Below are 20,400 nucleotides of genomic sequence, written 5' to 3'. Positions count from 1 at the left end.
TCCCGTCTCTCTGCCGAATTTCTCTCTCTTATTTTTTAAGCGCATTCACTTTTCCAATTCTTTACGATATAATATCGATAAATCGTCAGAACGTTAATAAAGGAGGAGTTATAATTTTATGAAATTTCTGCTTATTATGGTGGTTATCCTCTCGTTTCTTACCGCTATTTTTACTGCCGGCTACAATGACAAGCCAGGGGTAAACAAAAAGTAATCATGGAGTTTTGATCTCTTACATACAACTAGAAACGTGGCAGAACAAGTGGCTGGGCGGTTTGTACGCTCAGCTTTTTTCACCAATAATTATTCAGAATATTTTTTTAATAAAGGAGGGAATATGATGACTGAAGAACAAAAAAACCTTGAGCAAATCATCGATGATTTGAACCATACTGTTCAAAAGCTCTCAGAACAAGTGGAGCAACTTCAAAAAGAGGTTGCTGTATTGAGGGAAAATCAAGACAAACCCGTTTTTAATCCTGCTATCATCAGTCAAATCGGCGGTTATGTTCTAGTAGCTATCGTATTAATCGGTATTTTTTGGTGATCATTGAACTAAGGGTGCCGTTTCACAATCAATACGGCACCCTGATATAAGTTGCGCCGAAAGGCAAGATGATCATCCAACAGAATGGGGAACTTTCCTAGCGCAAATCCATTTTTTGTTTTTCCACAAATTCTTTCATATACATTCTGACTCTTCTGGAAAGCATATTGGACATTTGGCCCGTCCAAGTATCTTTTCGAACCCCTCCCGTTCTTTCTTTATAATAGTCGGCAACTACTCTGTTATATTCTTCTAAATCTTTTTGGATCTTTTCTTTATCGCTGTTGTAAAGATTTTCTTGGTAAACGTGATGAAGCGGAAGACGCGGCTTTTTATCCGTTTCCTGATCCGGATAGCCAACGGCCAATCCAAATAACGGTATCACCCTTTCAGGAATTTGCAAAAGCGCTTTCACTTCTTCGAGACGGTTGCGGAGTCCGCCGATATAACAAATGCCTAAGCCCATTGATTCTGCGGCAATCACAGCGTTTTGCGCCGCTAATGCCGTGTCTATTAAACTGACCATAAATTTCTCAGTGCTTTCAAGCGAAGGAATGACGTCTCCTCCTTCGATTTCACCAATAACCTCATGGCGATAAAGATCGGCGCAAAATACAAAAAAATGGCCATTTTCCGCTACATAAGACTGATTCCCAGACAGTTCCGCCAACTTTTGTTTTTTCTCCGTGTCCGTAACCCCAATAATCGTATACGCCTGAATGAAACTGGAAGTAGAAGCTGACTGAGCGCAACGAACAATCGTTTCGATCTGTTCCGTAGTGAGCGGCTGCTTCTTAAACTTTCTTACAGACCGATGAGCCAAGATCGTTTCAATAGTGGTATTCAACGCTGCTACATCCCCTCTCTAAAGATAAAATAGAAACTTTTTCCTAAATGATTCTCTCCTGCAGTCATGAAAAGCTACATCACTTTCAGACTTCGTTTTTGAAAAAACGACGCAATCAAGAAAATCCTTCCGATCAAAGAGGACATATTCTTTCAATCTGTTGTTGAATCTCGTGATTACCGGACGATCAAAATGTCACGAGACAAAGGGAGAATGAATGAAATCTTTGCCATTCTCATTTGGTTGTGATAACGAACCAAAAAAAGCCAAATCCCCCATTCTCCTCCCGAAATCAAATGAAGCATACCTTATCCAGCTTTATGTATTACTATAACCCTTATCGGAAAAATTTCAAATGATTTAAAACAGAAAAAAGAAACAGGGACATGCCCGGTTTCTTATGTTAAATGAGGAAATTGCTGTTGTCTTAACGCTTCATATACTAAAATAGCCGCCGTATTCGATAAATTAAGAGCTCTTACTTTATCGTTCATAGGAATCCTCAAGCAACGCTCTTTGTTGGCTGCCAGCAATTCTTTCGGTAAACCGGTCGTTTCTTTTCCAAAGATAAAATAATGATTTTTGCTCGTATCGCTAAAATCAAACGAATTATAATATTGCTCGCCGAATTTCGTTATATAATAATATTCTCCATCCGGATTTTTCTCAAAAAATTCATCGAGTGAATCATAATAAATGATATTGACATATTTCCAATAATCAAGTCCGGCCCTTTTTAACATTTTGTCTTCCGTTGAAAAACCAAGCGGGCGGATTAAATGGAGTGTTGTGTCCGTAGCCGCGCAAGTTCTGGAAATATTTCCTGTATTCGCAGGAATTTCTGGTTGATACAATACTACATGATTTGCCACAATGCTTTCACCTCTAAAATAAAGTCTGCCATTATTATAGCATATACGATTCCCCGTCAACTTTGATCGTTTATGGCAAAAAACTTATATTGAATGTTGGGAGTGTAAGCCGTTGAATCTTCATAGCTCCAATATCTCATGCGGCTATTGGAAGTATGAGCATTGACTAAAGGCATTCCATAGTCGTCTTTAGCGGTGACAATGGTCGTATGATCAAACCGTCCATCTCCTTGAAAATCGTAGCAAATCACATCTCCCAGCTGCAATTCAGCGGCATTGCGGACTTCATTCGCTTTTAGCCCCGTCTTGGATCGGCCTAAATACATTCGAAACGAATGGGCGACCGACCAACTGTAACTCCACGAACCATTTTGCATCCACCAGCCTTGGCCCCGATTCGGATATCCTCTCATCGGTGCGCCGCCGGCTTTTAAACATTGCGAAATAAAATTAGTACAATCGACATGAAACTTTTTGTAAGCGGGATTATAGCTATTCCACCATCTTTCCGCATATTGAACCGCTTTTAGCCGATTATATTCAAATCCCGCCCGCTCTGCCGCGTCCTCCATTTCCTCTATCGGCTCAATCGAATATCTTTCGGTATCCCAGGAGGGAATGATTTCTTCATCCTTGATCACAGTTTGTTCCAAAAAAATAGCTTTTCGATGTTCTATTTCTTCTTCCATATAAAAAAAACGATTTTGTTTAATCAAATATTGAAAATGAAGAGTGTAAAACACTTCACGATCTGTTTTATGGACAATCTGTCCTTTTCCTTTCACTTTTAAGATTTTCGCATTCCGTCGTTCCAAAAGCTCCCTTTTTCTTTCCCATTTTTCATCGGAAACATTCCTCTGTTCATTTTCAACAACTTGTTCCAATCGATTTTGCAAAAGTTTTTGAAGCTGTGATTCCATAAAAAAATCCCTCCCCGTTAAAGCCTATGTGGCGATATCAGGGAAGAATCCACTAAAATCTCTATTTAGGAAGAAAAATATTGCAGCCCTTTCTCGATTTCTTTCAAAACATCGGGATCCGTTTCCGTTTGTTTCGCTTCCAAAAGCGCTGACTTTGCTTGATCGCCGCCTATTTTTCCAATCGCCCAAGCTGCGGTCCCCCGTATCACAGGACGAACGTCTTTTTGCAAAACTTCCACTAAAGAAGGAATGGCAGTTTCTTCTTTAAAATGGGCAAGGGCAATGATGGCATTCCGCTGGATTGGCTTTTTCCCTCTCCACGAGCCGGAAACCATGCCAAATTTCTCTTTAAATTCTTTATTGCTGATGTCAAGCAACGGTTCAAGCAATGGTTTTGCTGTTTCAGGATCCGGTTCCATTTCTTCGTGCAAATGAAAATCAATCCCTTTATTTTCAGGGCAGACGGTTTGACATGTATCACAGCCGTATAAGCGGTTGCCGATTTTATCTCGATATTCATCCGGAAGAAAATCCTTTGTTTGTGTAAGAAAAGCGATACACTTTTTAGCGTTTAACTGTCCTCCTTGAACCAACGCCCCCGTCGGACAAGCGTCCAAACATTTTGTACATGTACCGCAGCGGCTTTCCAACGGCTGATCCGGCTCAAAAGGCAAATTGGTAATCATCTCTCCCAAATAAACGTAAGAACCAAATTCCGGGGTGATAATCGAACAATTTTTCCCGCTCCAGCCGATGCCCGCTCTTTCCGCTACAGCACGATCGGATAATTCGCCCGTATCGACCATCGATTTCATCCTGGCTTCTGGAACTTTGGAACGGATAAATTCCTCCAATTGTTTGAGGCGATTTCTTAAAATCACATGGTAATCCAATCCCCAAGAGGCCTTACAAAAAGTTCCGCGTCGAAGCCCCTTTTTTCCTTTTGGCGTTTCTTTCATTTTTGATGGATAAGCCAACGCAATCGCGATAATGGATCGTGGCTGGTCAAATATCAAGGCGGGATTAGTGCGTTTATCGATATCAGGCTCCTCAAATCCCGATTGGAATTGAAGCTCCTGCTGACGGATCAGACGATTTTTCAATTCGGTAAAAGGCTCTGCAGAAGCAAAACCTATTTTATCGATGCCTATCTGTTTGCTATAGGCAATAATATCCTGTTTTAATTGATTATAATCCATCACGGATCACCTTTCAGTCGAAAAAGAGTCGGCTATATTTTAACCATATAACAAAAAAACGCAATACTTTGTTTCTTACAAACAAAATACTGCGTTGATCACGAAATGTATATGGAGCGGGTGATGGGAATCGAACCCACGACAACAGCTTGGAAGGCTGTGGTTTTACCACTAAACTACACCCGCAATTGCTATCGAACAATAATTATTGTACATGATCCGACAAGATTTTGCAAATATTTTTTTCGTTTTGATTGAGTCAAGTATTTGTGGGCAGTTTTTTTCTCCCTAACAATGAAAGCGGATTCACCATTTTAGGGTACTCTCTTGATAAAAAATTTGTCTTTTTTAAAATCCGGCCAACTCCTTTAAAGTCTTGTACACTGGAATATTTGCCTTACCTTTTAGGTATAGGAGATTGTCTCTTGTGACTTCACCAATTGTACTTGTCACCTTTTCTACGTAATGTTTTGGTGGATTCTTTTCCTCCTTGGTTTCTGTCCATCTTTCGACTTTCCCAAATAATGTTTTCAATGCCAGATTGTCTAGGAAAGCCACCAATCCAGTAATCATGGCACTTACGCCTTTTTCTACCCAGCTACGTCCATTTTTGAGCCTTTTTGCGAAGACACTCATCGTTCCCTCGGCACTTCCCATTGGACGCATTCCTTTGGTGTCAATACCTTGTTCTTGGAGCCACTTCCGGTAATCCCCGAGGGCTTCAGGATATTTTTCTAGTTGACGAATCAATTGGTCAAGACGTTCTTCCTGATCCTCTGTCTCTAGTGTTCCAACAGCACTGTTTAATTCCGTAAGTAGTTTCTGACTGTCATAGGACGCTAGTGCCTTTTGCATTTGGCGATAGCGAGGATGCTTACGGAATAAGCTGCGAATATCCCTTGCCACGTGGAAACGGTCAATTGAAAAGAATGCCCTGCCTTTAAAATGGTCTCGACAGGCTGTAATCCATCCGGCACCATCCCCGTTTATTACTAGCTTATGGACAGTTGGGTCATACTCGAAGTTTTCAATGAGAAAATCCTCAAACGCCTCCCAAAATGGCTGGTTCCCACGGTGAATAAAATGGCGTTTGTCTTTCAAACTTACTCGTTTTCCGTTGATTTCCCAGCCCTGATGAACCGCTGCAATTTTTTCTTCCTTGCCCCGTTTTCCTTTTCCTTGACGTTTCACATATAGGCCGTCCACTTCCACGAATAGGACAGGATAGTTTACAGGCTGTCGCTCTTTTGGGATACTTTCAATCTGTAACAGGTGTTGACGTATAGCTTCGTGACTAATCACTCGGTATCCTAAAAGTGTTTCAAGCGTGTGTTCTGCCTTTCGATAGGATGGCCCTGTAATGGCAAGCTCTAGAGCCGCTTCTTCTATCAGCGGACTAAAGGAGCCGGTCCCTTCGAATTCCAAAGAGCGATCAAGCAGATAGACATATTCACCTTTCTCCCTGTCTCGGTAGTAGTTCCGTTTCACCTTTATTTCTCCAAAAAGACTGATAATAGTGGTGATACGCTTATCGAGTAGACGATAACGCTTTTTATTTCGTTCTTCAGCAATCTGCTTGTCCATGTCCTCTAATAGTGTTTTCATGACCTTTGAGAAGGTTTCCTGTAATTGCCTCCAAACTAATTGCTCAATCTGTTTTAAATTTGGATATACTGTGTTATTCTTTTGCATGAGGGGTTACTCCTTTGTTTGTGATTTAGTTTTGGTTGACTAAGATTCTACCAAGGAGTAACCCTCTTTTTCATGTTATTTGCTTATTAACTACCGCGCTTTCGCTTGGTGGCCCCCTCATTTGTTGAGCGTTCTAACGTTCCCTCAACAAATGAGGGGGTTAAATTTTGCCCACAATAATTTTACTCATACTTTCGTTTTTTTCTTTTTTGTTGATTTTTCTTTTTCACCCCCATTACGGACAAAGTATAATGAGATGCAATAATCAATCCAAAGGAGGATAAAAATAGAAAACAAATCCGCTTTAAAAAAGCATTTATGTCAATTAGAACAAATGTTGTTAAAACCGGAAATTCGTTCAACTGACGATTTTTTTGAATCCGGAAATCCAGGGAATATTTGGCATAAAAAGGATTGTGTCGATGAGGGCGGACTTAGTATAAGGAAAATGACTCTTTATGATTTTGAGATAAATCCTTTATCAGAAGATGTAGTATTAACGACATTTCGTGTAAAAGATGATACAAGAATGCAAGATACTTTACGCAGCTCGATTTGGAAATTTCGTGATGGAAGATGGCAAATGTTTTTCCATCAAGGAACGTTAATAAAATCGTAATCATGATTGTGGAGTCGTTGCAGAAATATTAGAGTGAGTTCTTTTGAAATATCAATATGAAAGGTCCTTGTGAATAAAAATATCTGCTTTCAAACTAGAATTTTTCTGAACTCCCGGACTATGTATGAAAGAGTTTATCGTGATTTCATTTGACTCGCTCAAGTTTCATATTGATTTTCTGTATATCATCCTCTAGCATAAAATACAAGTGACTAAGATTGTCCTAATAAATCAATTTGTCCGTAATGTGGGAGTGTTGTTCATGTTATCAGATATTACCGTGAGAGATGCCGAATTCAGCGATTTGCCTGCCATTGTAGAGATATACAACTCTACCATTCCAAGCAGAATGGTAACGGCTGATTTAGAACCTGTTTCTGTTCAAAGCAAAACACAGTGGTTTAAAGAGCACTCTCCTTCTTCCAGACCTTTATGGGTAATAGACCATCAAGGAAAAATAGGCGGATGGTTGAGCTTTCAATCGTTTTATGGAAGACCGGCTTATCACTCGACAGCAGAAATCAGCATTTATCTTCACCCGGATTTCAGAGGAAAAGGACTTGGAAAATATATGCTCCAAAAAGCAATAGATGCTTGCCCAAGACTTCAAATAAAAACCTTGCTTGCGTTTATATTTGGACATAACAAGCCGAGCCTTCAACTTTTTTCACATTTTGAATTTGAAAAATGGGCCCACCTGCCAAACGTCGCGGAATTAGACGGCGTTGAAAGAGATTTAATCATTCTTGGGAAAAGAGTCACTTCATGATGCATCGTGCTTAGTCATGAGTAGCACAATAGATTTTGTCAAAATAATCAATAGACGCGAAATGTTAAGCAACCAATTCAGACACTGGTCAAAAAATGATTCACTAATATAAAAAAGGAATATTGGGTCATTTTGAGAATCATATGAATATAACGAAACGATTGAAACCTCCGGTCGTATCCGCCATAACATTCGAATATATCTTAGAAATGCGGAATATTCGCCTTGGCGGAAACACCGAGCAAACGCAACGAATTGGATGAGCGGATAAGCCTTGTGCTGCGGATGTATTTATAAAACAAAGGCTATGTGAAATAACTCTGTTGATTTTTGATAAACAAACAAATGTTCTACAGTATAAAAAGAACATTTGTTTGGATGTTTTATAATCATTAATAGCAAAAATTTGAAAATTAAATTCGTCTGAACAACATCGTTTAAAAGGGTTCTTTATCCATTCTCTTATATCATTTTCAGCAAGTGAACCTGTTTTTCAAGAACAAACTGTACGCAAATTAAAGATGGCTATACTTGTGTACACCGTGGTTCTAAACAAGTTATGCGTTTCGGTAAGTACAAGGTTAAACTTGGACTAAAAGAAACGGAAAAAACAAAAGGAGAATAGGAATAATGAAAAAATTCAAAATATTAATGAAATTAACCCCTTTCCTATATGGTCTTTTTATCTTAGTCGGCTTGATTATGGCAATGTTAAGTGTATTAGACCATAATGTACAAATATTTTGTTTATCTTTATTCCTGATTTTGCAATCAGTACTTGCATTAACATATACTATGTTATTTAAAAAAATTTGGCAGAAATAACTTTCACTTTTAAGTTATTAAGATATTCACTGTTTAACTCACAAACCATTCATCAGTGAAGCCCTTTTTTAAAGGTTCCATTCAATTTTTAGATCAAAAAACAGAGCGGACCGGCACGCGAGAAACATCGGCTCATTGCACGCCATTTTAACACAAAACCCTCGACAATTCCTACTGAAGTCATCGAGGGCTAAGAAGTTTTTTCAAAAGATATTAGTTTCTTGCGTCTGTTAAATACTTAATTATTTTTAATTTTGTTTAATGATTTATTACGCATATAAATTGGAAGACCTAAAGCAGTTAAACCGAGACCACATAACGCTAGGATCGTTTGTGTGAATAAGGTGTTGATCACGATAAATAACCCGCCAATAATCGCTATGATAGGGATGACAGGATATAACGGCACCTTGTAAGGCCGCACAAGATTCGGTTTTTTTTTGCGCAAAATGATGACAGCAAGAAAAGTCATCGTATAGAATATCCAAATCACAAACACTAACATATCCGTTAACGTATTAAATCCACCTATTAGCATCATCATGACCGCAACCAACAAGATGAATATTCCAGAATTATATGGAATTCGCGTTTTATTTGATAACGTAGCAAACCATTTGCTAAAAGGCAATTGATCTTCTAATGCCATTGCATAAGGGATTCTCATTCCGGTCATCGTATATCCATTAATGCTGCCAAATACCGAAATTAAGATACCGATGCTAACCAATTTTCCACCCATCGTACCAAAAAGAACGTTTGCTACATTAGACGCAGGCGTATCAGTCCCTGCTAGAGCTGTTGCCGGCATAACTAAGAGGAATGCAATATTAATTAATAAATAAACGATCGTAACGCTCGACAGCCCTACTATAATTGCTTTAGGCAAATCTTTCTTGGGATTTTTCATTTCTCCAGCGATATTCCCTACATGAATCCATCCATCATAGGCAAACATGGTTGCCAGCAAACCAGAACCAAGGGCCGATATAAAAGCTTTATCTTGTCCTGCTTCAATCGGGAAAAGTTGAAAAGATACATTCCCTTCGTGCAGCAATCCAAAAATAGAAATAAGAGCTAAAGGAAGTAATTTACATATAGTAAAAACAGTCTGAATGCCCCCAGCAGCTTTCGCACCTAAAAAGTTCATAAGGGTGATAAAGGTAGCTGTAAGAATTGCTATTCCCACAATCATCATTCTATGTTCATTCGCATGGAATCCAAACAGACTAACCGTTTGGGTCCCGAAAATAATCGCAAGTGCAGCAATGTTGGCTGGAAAGTAAATAATCGTTTGTGCCCACCCCAATAAAAATGCCGTTAAATTGCCATATGTACGCTTTAAATAGGCCATCATGCCGCCTGTTTCCGGAATGGCTGCCGATAATTCAGCTGCCGTTAATCCTGCACAAATAGTTAACACTCCTCCAATCAGCCATGCAAGCAGCCCTAAACTTGCTGTCCCGGTGGCACCATATACTGCAGTTGGCTTAAAAAAAACACCGGCTCCAATTACAGTACCAATAACTGTAGTTAAAGCAGCCAAGAAACCAATTTCTTTTTTTAGCTCCTGTTGTGACAAAGTACTCACTCCTGTTTTATTGTGTTTAAGATATATGACTTTTAAGACTTGCACAAACAACAGTCATGATACACATAAAATCTCCAAAAGAAAAGGGCATTTGGTAAATTATCATTTCTACACAAAATGCCCCATTTTACTGAATATTATTTATGGTTTGAAACAAAAAAGATAAGTACTTTTCATAAAATTTCGTTTTTTAAGCAGAAAGTTTTCTTTTTCTATCTCAACTATTGTCATCAATAAAATTCATGAAATGTCCGCTATGTTGCATAACCTTATTAAAATAATGAAAAGAAGCTGAATAAGGGAATCAACATCATCGTGACGCTTTTGTTTGAAATAGTTTGATACCTAACCCTATAAAAACAATCCCCGTTAATTTGTTTAATAAGTCTGCTATCTTTGCATTTTCTCTTAGTTTTTTAGTCGCGAATGAAGCAAAATAAGCAATGATAAAACACCAAATAGTGCCTGTCATGATAAACGAAATTCCTAAAAGAATAAAAGGAACGGGGCCATAAGGATTATCTGGATGAATAAATTGTGGAAGAAAAGAAATAAAGAATAACGCTACTTTTGGATTTGTAACATTTGTGATAACACCCTGCATGTATATCATTTTTAATTCCATGTGCTGCAATACAGAAGATTCAAAATTCAGCGGTGATTTTTGACGCAACATTTTTATGCCAAGATAAATCAAGTAAGCAGCACCTATTAATTTTATGGCTGTGAATAGCACAATAGATTTTGCTAAAATAATAGATAAACCAAAAGCTGCTAATAAAGTATGGATGAAAGAACCCGTTGAAATTCCAAGGACAGAGTAATAGCCTGCTTTTCTGCCTTGTGATGCACTTCGGCTGATAATGTACATGGTGTCAGTGCCAGGAGTTACATTCAATAATAAGGACGTAAGCAAATAAATACCGTAACCAGTTATTCCAAGCATTCGCACACCTTCTTTTGCATTTATTGTCATAAAGCGAACATGAAATGAAACCTTTTCTTCGTTCGGCCGTTAAAACAAGTTCTCAGGGCAACAAAGTATGTAAAACTTATACAAACGCTTCAATTTGTTGATGTAATTATCTTTGCAGTTTCATATTCTGTTCCATCATTTTTACGATTTCTGCTGACTGATATTGGCCGCTTGTTTTTAAACCATTTATAACGTTTTGTTGCCTTTCTATTGAGTGATTCTGGCTCAACTTCCATTTCCCTTCCATCTTATTAATGGAAATTTCAAATACAACGATACCGTTCATTAAACCATCTATAAATTCATCATCAAATGGAGTGTCCCAAGGGTCGGGGTCGGGCATAGATGATTCATAAAAATGAACCATCTTTTCCATCCGTTCCACCATTTCTTCTTTTTTCTCTATGATTTGAACGGTCCCATATACATGGACTGCTACATAATTCCAAGTAGGCACCGTGTTAGGCTCTTTATACCAAGAAGCGGAGATATAAGCGTGGGGACCTTGAAAGACGACAAGAACCTCTTTGCCGTTTAATTTTTTCCAATGAGGATTCTGTTTCGCCATATGGCTAATCAACACACCGTTATCCCCCGTTTTTTCATCCAGGAAAAAAGGCAAATGCGTTGCTGACGGCCCGCTTTCTTCCTGAGAAAATAAAATTCCAAAACTGTTACCTTTAATAAAATCTACTAATCTTGATTGATCATTGACCCTAAAAGCTGTTGGTATGTACATTCCAATTTTCCTCCAATAGTTTTTAATAATTATACATATAAGTAAATATAAATACAAAAAATATTTCCATTTGATCTGTTTTCGCTATAGCCGCCTATACATCGCTTCGCGTCCCAAAATTCTGTTCTTCTAAAAGGATTTAATTAGCATTTTCAATATAAAAAATTTTGCCAAATAGCTTTCCAATTCTTTTTCGTTATCCGTTCTTCGTAAACCTTTGCTAATTCTTTTAACTCTTTAAAATAGGGAGTCGGCTTTACTTCCAATTTCACCACGTCATTTATTCCCCAAGGAGCATCCAAGAGGCTGTCCTCTTTTTCATCCAATTTTACTCCTAAAGAGGTTGCTGTTTCTGGAAACTTGGATATCGCATCGATGGAAGAGGAGTACGGAGGAATACTATTGACAACGTGCATCCTTGCCTCATTTTTCACTGACCAAGGAATGTCAGGGAGGATATTTCTTAATCTCATTTCTAACTTCTTTTCTTCTAATTCGTCCGTATTGCCATCATCATAATAGATGACATCGATATCTGAAATAGGCGTTCTTTCTTTAAAGCCGTGTAACACATCCTATATTTTCGAACGAACAAATCCGGCACAGACCCACCAATCAGGTAAATGCAATGATTTTACTGCTCTTAATATATCCATCATCCACTCATCTTCTTTTATCAGTTGAATGATCTCTTTCTCATTTTGGATCATCATCCGTTCATCCCCTCCAATCAAACGTATACTTCTATCATTATAAAAGCAAAATGAATCTCGGCTGTAACCTCTTGTTATGAAGCCGCATTCAAAATACCTAGCCTTTTATAAAACTCTTGCTTCACGAGATCATAAATTTAACGCTTGTTTCTTTCGGATTCTATAGACTGCACCTATGCCAAGCGCACAAAAAAAGACTTCCGCAATCGTAGAAGTCTCTTGAAAAAAGAATGGAAAAGGATTTCCAGTGTTTAGAGTCAACTTGCACACCAAAAAGGGAAGAAGACATTAAATCGTCCTCGTCTGCCATTTTCCTGTAAAAGGAGGGCAGGCTTATGAAAATGGTTCCGGTTGTGCATTTCTTCGATTTTTTACGATTTTGAATCCTTTTATTCCCTCAATCAATTAAAAAGCGTTTAGCAAAATATCGTCAGGAACAATTAAATTTGGTTCAGTAGATTCAATGATTTCCTCCACAGTATATCCTTTTGCAACTTCCACTAGCTTTAATCCTTCTTTTGTGACATCGATTACGGCTCGGTCCGTAATAATCCGGTTGACCACGCCTTGTCCTGTTAATGGCAAGGAGCATTTTTTAAGAATTTTCGGTTCACCATATTTATTCGTATGTTCCATAATCACGACAATCCGCTTGGCACCATGGACCAAATCCATGGCTCCTCCCATCCCTTTAATCATTTTTCCGGGTATCATCCAGTTAGCCAAATCTCCTGTTTCTGAAACTTCCATGCCCCCGAGAATCGCTAAATCAAGATGCCCGCCTCGAATCATGGCAAAAGATTCTGCACTGCTAAAATAAGATGCGCCCTTTATTGCCGTCACGGTTTCTTTTCCCGCATTAATGAGATCGGGATCTACTTCCTCTTTCTTAGGATAGGGGCCTATTCCTAATAAACCGTTCTCCGACTGCAATACGATCTGTTTATGTTCGGAAACATAGTTCGCGACCAACGTCGGCATCCCTATCCCCAAATTAACGTAATACCCGTCCCGGATTTCCTTTTCCGCCCTGCGAGCAATTCTTTCACGTATTTTCGTTTTATCTTCTTTCACCACCATGTTTTGCATCCCTCCTCTTTAGGTAAATCCATCACTTCTTAACGGCTGACGGTTAATCGTTCTATTCGTTTTTCTTGTTGGCCGACTACAAGATGTTGAACATAAATTCCCGGCGTATGAATTTGATCCGGATCGAGTTCACCGATTTCGTATAATTCTTCTACTTCCGCAATCGTCACTTTTCCGGCTGCTGCCATCATAGGATTGAAGTTTCTAGCCGTCTTGTTGTAAATAAGATTTCCCATTTTGTCTCCTTTTGCTGCTCTAATCAAGCTAAAATCGGCCGTCATCCCGTATTCCAATAAATATTTCTTGTTTTGGAAGGTTCTGACTTCACGTCCTTCCGCAATGGGGGTGCCTACACCAGCAGGAGTATAGAATGCAGGAATTCCGGCTCCTCCTGCCCTAATTCTTTCCGCCAAAGTTCCCTGCGGAATCAGTTCCACTTCCACTTCTCCCGATAAAACTTGTCTTTCAAATTCTTTATTTTCCCCAACATAAGAACCGATGATTTTTTTGATCTGTTTATTTCTTAAAAGCAGCCCCAATCCCCAATCATCTACACCACAGTTATTAGAAATCACTGTTAAATCTTTTACACCCGATTCGGCGAGCGCTTTAATCAAATTTTCAGGAATCCCTACGAGACCGAAACCGCCCACCATAATAGTCATGCCGTCTTGAATATCTTGAATCGCCTCTTCAAAACTATTAAATATCGTTTTCATGTTCTTTCCGGACTCCTCCTTCTGCGATTCTTCTCTTATAGAAACGATGGCGTCATCTTGACTCCCGCCAATACGCGAATACTAAAAAATGGTCTGGCAGTTGTTTCTATCTTACGGTTCATTTAATGAAAAAATGACAACATCTCATTTGAACGACAAACCCCTCTCTTTTTAAGCACAAACTTTTTTGGTCAGCTAGCAGCAATTGGATGACGTGGACGTTGTCACTCTTCATCCGTTTATGTCTTTCATCGACTAGAATCGAGTAGGAGGGAGCGATTAACTCCCGTCCTCTCACACCACCGTACGTACGGTTCCGTATACGGCGGTTCAATTAAGATAATTGACGCAAGTCTTTATAACTTCCGTGAATAGCTGTTCTCTTTATGCCAGTGGTCACTCCACCCTCCAAGAGGTCTCCCACGGGATTCACCGCTTCCTCCCTCAAGTGAGGTACTACGTTTTCTGTGTTCATCATGACTCACTGAATACCAAGGGCTATTCTCTCTTAATTGTTCGGTCCTTCTTAGTTGTTCTAGACCAACTAATACTATGACCTCTGCTGACTTCTGACGGTTCAGCTACTTATCACTAAGTAGGTTATGAAGAGTACTTCACATATCCGCCAGACCTCCCCGGGTAAGTACATGCACTTTCACACCATCTATCCGCCTCATTTACTCGATATGACCTTCGACAGAAAGAGCTTTGTTTTGTTATGCAAACTCACTCAATCATACCTAGCCTTATATGAGGTTCGTGTTCCTCGGACCGGTGTTTTGCCTCCAGCTTCCTTCAGATTCCGCGTCACCACGGACACCCTTGCTCTTGGCTAACCTCTACTTCTGTCTTCGGGGTTCGGGACTTACACCCTATAGTTCATGTACATGCCGGGCGCACATAGAAAAAGCCAATGCTTTAAATAGTTCAAAGCATTGGCTTTTCGTTATGCCGAACATCGATGGCAGTTTTAAAATGAAAAATTTTATTAAATGGTTAGTTTATCCGCAGATACTGTCTTTTTTAATGCACTCATTTTTTTAATTTATTTCTTGAAAACATTAATGCAGGGATTCCGGAAATGGTCGTGATAAAAATAATCAAGAACATATAAAAAGAATGATGAACACCAAAAGATTCAAGAAGTAAACCACCTAACCAAGGACCAATTACATTTCCCAAACGATTAAACCCAATGGCTCCAAAGTAAGTACCTTTTAAACCGGGTTTTGCAATATGATCGACTAACAAGTCCGTCATTGTAAACATCATCACTTCTCCAATAGTGAAAAAAATGACGATTATAGACAAAATGAGTGGATTGGACGTAAAAGAAAAAGACAGCAAGCTTAAACTAATAAAAATATTGCCTAATATTATGGAATTTAAGGGATGAAATTTGTTCATCACTTTGACAATAGGATATTGGACAATGATCACTACAATCGCGTTTAAGGACAAAAACAAAGAAAAAAGTTTTACGCCATTTTTCATTTGTTCAGCAAAATACTGCGGCAACGTTGATGAAAATTGCGAATAGCCTGAAATGGATAATATGATCCCCAATAATACAGCAAGGAAAACAGTGTCTTTTCTTGTCACATGAAAAGCTGTACTCAACTTGATTTTCTCTTCTTTTTCATCCTTCGTGTCGATCGTATAATGGCTAAATGAATAAACTAAAGACATTCCATAAATAAAGTAAATGAATCCGGCTATTAAAAATGGAAAAGTGCTTTCAGCTGAACCCAACTTTAATCCCAAAATGGGGCCAAATACAACACCAATATTAATGGCTGTATATCGTAAGTTGAATATCTGTAAACGATTTTCTTCTTTACTTATATCAGATAACAACGCTTTTGATGATGGTTCAAATATGGACTGACAAAGACCATTTAATGCATTTAAAACAAAAAAAGCGATGACTTTATCCGCAAAGAAAAAACCCACAAAAACTAAAGACCAACTAAATATGGATATTAATAATACTGTTTTCCTCCCCAAAAAATCAGATAAAAATCCTCCGTAAAAACTGGATACAATGCCCACTAATGAACTTACAGCTATGATCATACCTGTTACGGCAGGAGATAAGTGTTTTACTTGCGTAAGATAAATAGCCAGAAAGGGTATACTCATGGAAGTAGACATTCTGCCGAATAGAGTACCCAATATGATATTCCACCCGAGTGGATGGATCTGTAATCGTTTTTCTTTCAAAAACAGACACTCCTCATTTTATTTTTATAATATTTTAACATTGTAAATAATTCCGTTTCTATTGAATTTGTTAAACGATCTTTTTACTCCTTTTCATTTCTTCGTTTGAATGAAAGTTCTTCTCATTATTTTTATACGCTTCAAATCATCTTCAAAAACACAAATCCTCATACAAGGCATATGATCCCTGGCTATTTTCGTTGTATTAAAAACAAAAAAAGACTTCAGCATTTCTGTTGAAGCCTTGATTTTACTACCTTTTTCGATGCCGGCGCGGGAGTCACCCTTCACTAGTGAAAAAGCTTTTGAGTCATGCGCCAATTCCGCCATACCCTGAATTCGTCTTATAGTATTTGCCAATATCTTTGAATCATGTAAATAAAGGGTCAAATAATCAATCATCCTCTTTTCACTCAATAAAGTATTGGATTAAAGGTGAAAATCCCTGTACTATTGCCTATTTTCAGCTCTAAAAATAAATTTATAGCATAAAAAAATCACCAGAATCAGTCCTATACTTATAAACAGACCTATTCTTTCTTTGGCTAGGATTAGAGAACCGGACATCCCCAACAAAATAAAAGCAATTCCTATGTAGGAAGTAAAAGGATACCCAAAAACTTTGAACGTTCCTTTGTTATTTGCATATGTCGGATGTAGTTTTATGTGTGATGCAAGTATCATGACCCAGTTTAATATCAGAATAACTCCTGCAGAAGTAGTCACATATTCATACATCGTATTTGGTAATAAATAAGAAAAAAGAATAGAGATGCTTAGACCAATAGCTGTTATTAATAGGGCTTTCTGTGCTACGCCACGACTGTTTTTTTCTTTCAGAATTTTCGGTGCGTCGCCATCCTCTGCTAAAGAAACCATTACACGACTTATGGAAAAAAGGGCACCAACCATTGTAGAAAATGCAGCGCTTATAATGATCATATTAAACAGAGAATCCAAATAAGGAATTTGAAAAGCTGAAAGAGCTGTAACAAAAGGACTCTCCGACTCATCAATTTTTGTCCAATTCACCATATTTAATACAAAAAATAAAGACAATATATAGATGGATACAAGTGTAATGATTAATCCAGTGCCGGCTTTAGTAATATCTTTTTTATTGTCAAGCTCCGATGATGCGACTCCAACCACTTCAATACCGCCAAACGAAAAAAAGATAAAAATCATCGCTGACCATAAACCTTTTACACCGTTCGGAAAGAAACTGCCCATTCCTGGATGAAAAGAAGAAACACCTTTGGGATGAACGACTCCCAATATAAACAAAGCCCCAAAACCAATGAAACAAATGAGAATGGATAGCTTAACTACTGCAAACAGTGACTCTATTTGGCCAAAATTCTTTACTCCTAAGAAATTAATCGCAAATCCCAATGCCGCATATATAATAGAAAAAATCCATAATGGAGTATGCGGAAACCAAAATTGAGTAAAAGTCGATAACGCCACAATTTCGCTAGACATGATTAAAATTCCTGACAGCCAATACATCCATCCAGAAACAAAACCAGCTGAACGGCCATATGCTTTTCTTGCATACGTTCGGAAAGATCCTGGCTCTGGATCATTGACGGTCATTTCCGCCAAAGCACTAAAAACAAAAAAGATGGTGATGCCCGCAATTAAATATCCAAATAAAATAGACGGCCCCGCAATTTTTATAGAAAGCCCAGTTCCCAAGAAAAAACCGGCCCCTATAATGGAACCAATCCCTATTAAGGAAAGCTGCCACCAATGAAGATAAGGTCCTTCCCCTTTTTTCATTTGCTTTTCTTTTTGGCGATCTACAGCTTGTAATAAGTGATGGTGATTTTTCATAAAATCCCCCTATAATTCGTTAAATACAGACGTGCATTAGTCTCTATTTAGTATCTCCACGCTTTTGTATATTAAACACCTCCGTTAAAGTAGTGGGCGTGTCGTCTTGTTATCCACACAATTTGCCTTTTGCTTTACCTTCTAAAAAACAAAAAAGTCAATGCTCTGAACGGCTCAAAGCATTGACTTTACAGGCTTTTCGTTATGTATGATGCCGATGGTGGGAGTCGAACCCACACTCCTGCAAGGGAACACGATTTTGAGTCGTGCATTGGTGGCAATTCATCAACAATATTGGGCTAATAACGTTTGTCATAAATTTTTAAGTGAAAATCTCAAAAAACTTGTTTAAAACTTTCTGCCTGATGAATGTTTATTTCACCATAGACCGGACCCCAGTCCTTTTAAGAACTCCAGTAAAATTCTCTTTTGCTTATAAAAATAAAGCTGATATTTGAAAATTCAATTGAAAAACTGATAAAAAATAATAAGTTCAAATTTTTCTTATGAAATTTCCCTTAAATTATTCGCAAAGCAATTAACTTTTTCATTAATAATTTTCTTCCAAGTTGGGGCATCTGTAGCATCACAATTTTCACGACAACTATTTATAAGATCTTCAAACATTTTATAATTGATTCTTCGTTCACCATCTTTAAATCCATTTTCAAAAATGATAATAAACTGTTCCAGTGTAAGTGGCAGAATTTCTAAATCTATTTTTCTATCGTCTTGTTGATACCACACTCCAACACGAAATGTTTCAGCAGTATTAGTATCAATCGTATTTGCCAAAAATAAACCGTATACCTTTTTACCTTTTTCCCTATAGCAATCTACCATATCTGCAACATGTTTCCTAACAGGTGCTCCCTCCATTGCTTCTTGTCTGGAAGAGCTTGATAGTGTTACTTCGCCGACTATAACAAAATCATCAAATTCAAATATTAAATCAGAACCTCCACCACTAGCATGTCCTAATGGATAAAATTCTTCATCAACCCGAAAACGTCTTGCCTCCCATGGCGAATTTTTCAAATGATTTATAGCCAAAAACGCTCTCCACAATGCCCATTCAAAATAAGCCGGTCCTTCTCCTTGAGGAATTTTGCTTCCTTTTTTAATTGGTTTAGTTAAAGCCTTTAAATATTCTAGGATATCTTTCCATTCATTTACTTGATTATTGGCAAATTGTTTTTCTAATACTTTTAGCCAATCTTCTTCTAATTTTAACCGTAATTGGGATAAATCTTGTTCATCCATTGTTGTTAAATTGGGCAGTTCTACCATTTCACCGTTATTTTTCAAAAGAGCAGCTGTTGAATTAATTGCTTCAATTGCTTTACTTACATTATCTGTTGGTAATATTGCACCGTTCCATAAAATATTCAGATAATCTCTATCTGGTATTGGCTCATATGGTTTAGACAAAATTTGTTTAAAAATTGTATACTTATGTTCCGCAATTTTGAGTGAACTTCCATTTTCTACAAATAATCCAGTCAATTTTAAATATCTAAAATTAGAATCAGCATAATCCTTGAGTGTACCTGAACTCTGACCAGCCAAGGTCGAAGCAACCTCATCACGATAAGCATTTATAAAGCGTTTTCTATCCCTTGCTACTTCAATTTGAGAAAGTTGCTCACGATATTCTCTTATTTTATTTACGGCATTATCTACGTCTTCGATTCTTCTTGTAACTTGTACAATAGATGTCATTTCATCTTTCGTAATTTTAGCTTCTAAATTTTGCTCTTCTAATTTTTTTAACACTTCTAATACAATCCTCAAAGGACTAAACACAGGGTCAGGAAAAGCTTCGATAACTGATGGAATTTGATGAGCCAACAAAGCCCTCAAAAAGACTTCTTGTTCCGCTGGTAGCGTATTTGCATTAATTAATCTCAAACCGTTCGGTGTTATTGTAAAAGGTCTATCAGACTCTGCATGTCTGATGAAACCTAATTGCATTAAAGCAGCTCTCCATTTTCTTCCTACATCACTGGCGTCATTTCTTGGATTATCTTCTAATCGCTTTACAAAAACAACACCCTCTTCATGTAAGAGCCTGGCAAATTCTTGTTCATTACTTTTTCCTATTAAATTACCATGTAATGAGGAATCTACCAGTACACGTAATCCATCTTTTAGCCTTTTTGCATTTCGAATAGTTGTGTTCCCTATATACCATGCTTTTTTTGTCATAAACCTCTTCCCC

General features: G+C 37.9%; 17 protein-coding genes, 2 tRNA genes and 2 pseudogenes. 4 read left to right on the top strand and 17 right to left on the bottom strand.

Annotated features, from left to right (window positions below; translation table 11 throughout):
- The first annotated feature begins 340 nt into the window (after positions 1-340).
- A complete protein-coding gene (locus BSM4216_RS03700; RefSeq protein ID WP_048622772.1) occupies positions 341-547 on the top strand; it encodes a hypothetical protein in 207 nt (68 codons plus the stop codon).
- A 97-nt stretch (positions 548-644) separates the two neighbouring features.
- On the opposite strand, the gene nfsA is transcribed toward BSM4216_RS03700, so the two are convergent.
- The 6 genes from nfsA to BSM4216_RS03670 all read right to left on the bottom strand — a co-directional run bounded on the left by nfsA (position 645) and on the right by BSM4216_RS03670 (position 6,077).
- Positions 645-1,394: an oxygen-insensitive NADPH nitroreductase gene (gene nfsA / locus BSM4216_RS03695; protein WP_048622771.1), complete on the bottom strand. Its 750-nt coding sequence runs from the start codon at positions 1,392-1,394 to the stop codon at positions 645-647.
- A gap of 398 nt (positions 1,395-1,792) precedes the next feature.
- The gene (trmL, locus tag BSM4216_RS03690) at positions 1,793-2,266 is read right to left on the bottom strand and encodes a tRNA (uridine(34)/cytosine(34)/5-carboxymethylaminomethyluridine(34)-2'-O)-methyltransferase TrmL (protein WP_003353261.1); all 474 of its coding nucleotides are present in this window, start codon (positions 2,264-2,266) and stop codon (positions 1,793-1,795) included.
- A gap of 56 nt (positions 2,267-2,322) precedes the next feature.
- Positions 2,323-3,186, bottom strand: a complete 864-nt coding sequence (locus BSM4216_RS03685) for an amidase domain-containing protein (protein ID WP_048622770.1) — start codon at positions 3,184-3,186, stop codon at positions 2,323-2,325.
- A gap of 65 nt (positions 3,187-3,251) precedes the next feature.
- Positions 3,252-4,385, bottom strand: a complete 1,134-nt coding sequence (gene queG / locus BSM4216_RS03680) for a tRNA epoxyqueuosine(34) reductase QueG (protein ID WP_048622769.1) — start codon at positions 4,383-4,385, stop codon at positions 3,252-3,254.
- Between the two features lie 112 nt (positions 4,386-4,497).
- Positions 4,498-4,571, bottom strand: a tRNA-Gly gene (locus tag BSM4216_RS03675).
- Positions 4,572-4,733: 162 nt separating this feature from the next.
- Positions 4,734-6,077, bottom strand: coding sequence for an ISLre2 family transposase (locus tag BSM4216_RS03670; RefSeq protein WP_048622768.1), 1,344 nt, complete (start codon positions 6,075-6,077; stop codon positions 4,734-4,736).
- A gap of 286 nt (positions 6,078-6,363) precedes the next feature.
- On the opposite strand from BSM4216_RS03670, the gene BSM4216_RS03665 reads away from it, so the two are divergent.
- From BSM4216_RS03665 to BSM4216_RS16140, 3 genes and pseudogenes are all read left to right on the top strand, one after another.
- Complete coding sequence (locus BSM4216_RS03665; RefSeq protein ID WP_048622767.1) at positions 6,364-6,696, top strand: nuclear transport factor 2 family protein; 333 nt, start codon at positions 6,364-6,366, stop codon at positions 6,694-6,696.
- A 262-nt stretch (positions 6,697-6,958) separates the two neighbouring features.
- Positions 6,959-7,465, top strand: a complete 507-nt coding sequence (locus BSM4216_RS03660; protein WP_048622766.1) for a GNAT family N-acetyltransferase — start codon at positions 6,959-6,961, stop codon at positions 7,463-7,465.
- Between the two features lie 410 nt (positions 7,466-7,875).
- Positions 7,876-8,081: pseudogene (locus tag BSM4216_RS16140) on the top strand (IS1595 family transposase); the annotation flags it as partial.
- Between the two features lie 447 nt (positions 8,082-8,528).
- Here the strand turns inward: BSM4216_RS16140 and BSM4216_RS03650 are convergent.
- The 11 genes and pseudogenes from BSM4216_RS03650 to BSM4216_RS03605 form a co-directional block, all read right to left on the bottom strand.
- Positions 8,529-9,872, bottom strand: coding sequence for an APC family permease (locus tag BSM4216_RS03650; RefSeq protein ID WP_048622764.1), 1,344 nt, complete (start codon positions 9,870-9,872; stop codon positions 8,529-8,531).
- Positions 9,873-10,191: 319 nt separating this feature from the next.
- Positions 10,192-10,827, bottom strand: coding sequence for a LysE family translocator (locus tag BSM4216_RS03645; protein ID WP_048622763.1), 636 nt, complete (start codon positions 10,825-10,827; stop codon positions 10,192-10,194).
- A 136-nt stretch (positions 10,828-10,963) separates the two neighbouring features.
- A complete protein-coding gene (locus BSM4216_RS03640) occupies positions 10,964-11,596 on the bottom strand; it encodes an FMN-binding negative transcriptional regulator (RefSeq protein ID WP_048622762.1) in 633 nt (210 codons plus the stop codon).
- 152 nt (positions 11,597-11,748) lie between these two features.
- Positions 11,749-12,309, bottom strand: a pseudogene (locus BSM4216_RS03635) (nucleotidyltransferase family protein).
- Positions 12,310-12,714: 405 nt separating this feature from the next.
- Complete coding sequence (locus BSM4216_RS03630) at positions 12,715-13,389, bottom strand: CoA transferase subunit B (protein WP_048622761.1); 675 nt, start codon at positions 13,387-13,389, stop codon at positions 12,715-12,717.
- A gap of 38 nt (positions 13,390-13,427) precedes the next feature.
- On the bottom strand, positions 13,428-14,117 hold the full coding sequence (locus tag BSM4216_RS03625; RefSeq protein WP_003353279.1) for a CoA transferase subunit A: 690 nt from the start codon (positions 14,115-14,117) through the stop codon (positions 13,428-13,430).
- A 1,032-nt stretch (positions 14,118-15,149) separates the two neighbouring features.
- Complete coding sequence (locus tag BSM4216_RS03620; RefSeq protein WP_048622760.1) at positions 15,150-16,340, bottom strand: MDR family MFS transporter; 1,191 nt, start codon at positions 16,338-16,340, stop codon at positions 15,150-15,152.
- A gap of 93 nt (positions 16,341-16,433) precedes the next feature.
- Positions 16,434-16,742 carry a hypothetical protein gene (locus BSM4216_RS03615; RefSeq protein WP_156179215.1) on the bottom strand — a complete coding sequence of 103 codons (309 nt, stop codon included), beginning with the start codon at positions 16,740-16,742 and terminating at the stop codon, positions 16,434-16,436.
- A gap of 48 nt (positions 16,743-16,790) precedes the next feature.
- Positions 16,791-18,179 (bottom strand): amino acid permease, encoded by a 1,389-nt coding sequence (locus BSM4216_RS03610; RefSeq protein WP_048622758.1) that lies wholly within the window; start codon positions 18,177-18,179, stop codon positions 16,791-16,793.
- 212 nt (positions 18,180-18,391) lie between these two features.
- A tRNA-OTHER gene (locus BSM4216_RS16655) sits at positions 18,392-18,469 on the bottom strand.
- A gap of 214 nt (positions 18,470-18,683) precedes the next feature.
- Entirely contained in the window at positions 18,684-20,387 is a 1,704-nt protein-coding gene (locus BSM4216_RS03605) for an AlwI family type II restriction endonuclease (RefSeq protein WP_048622757.1), read from the bottom strand.
- Positions 20,388-20,400: the final 13 nt, after the last annotated feature.

The sequence above is a fragment of the Bacillus smithii genome, from assembly GCF_001050115.1.
Taxonomy (GTDB): domain Bacteria; phylum Bacillota; class Bacilli; order Bacillales; family DSM-4216; genus Bacillus_O; species Bacillus_O smithii.
The sequence above is the reverse complement of the archived record's forward strand: the minus strand, read 5'-3'. Positions and strand labels throughout refer to the sequence as shown.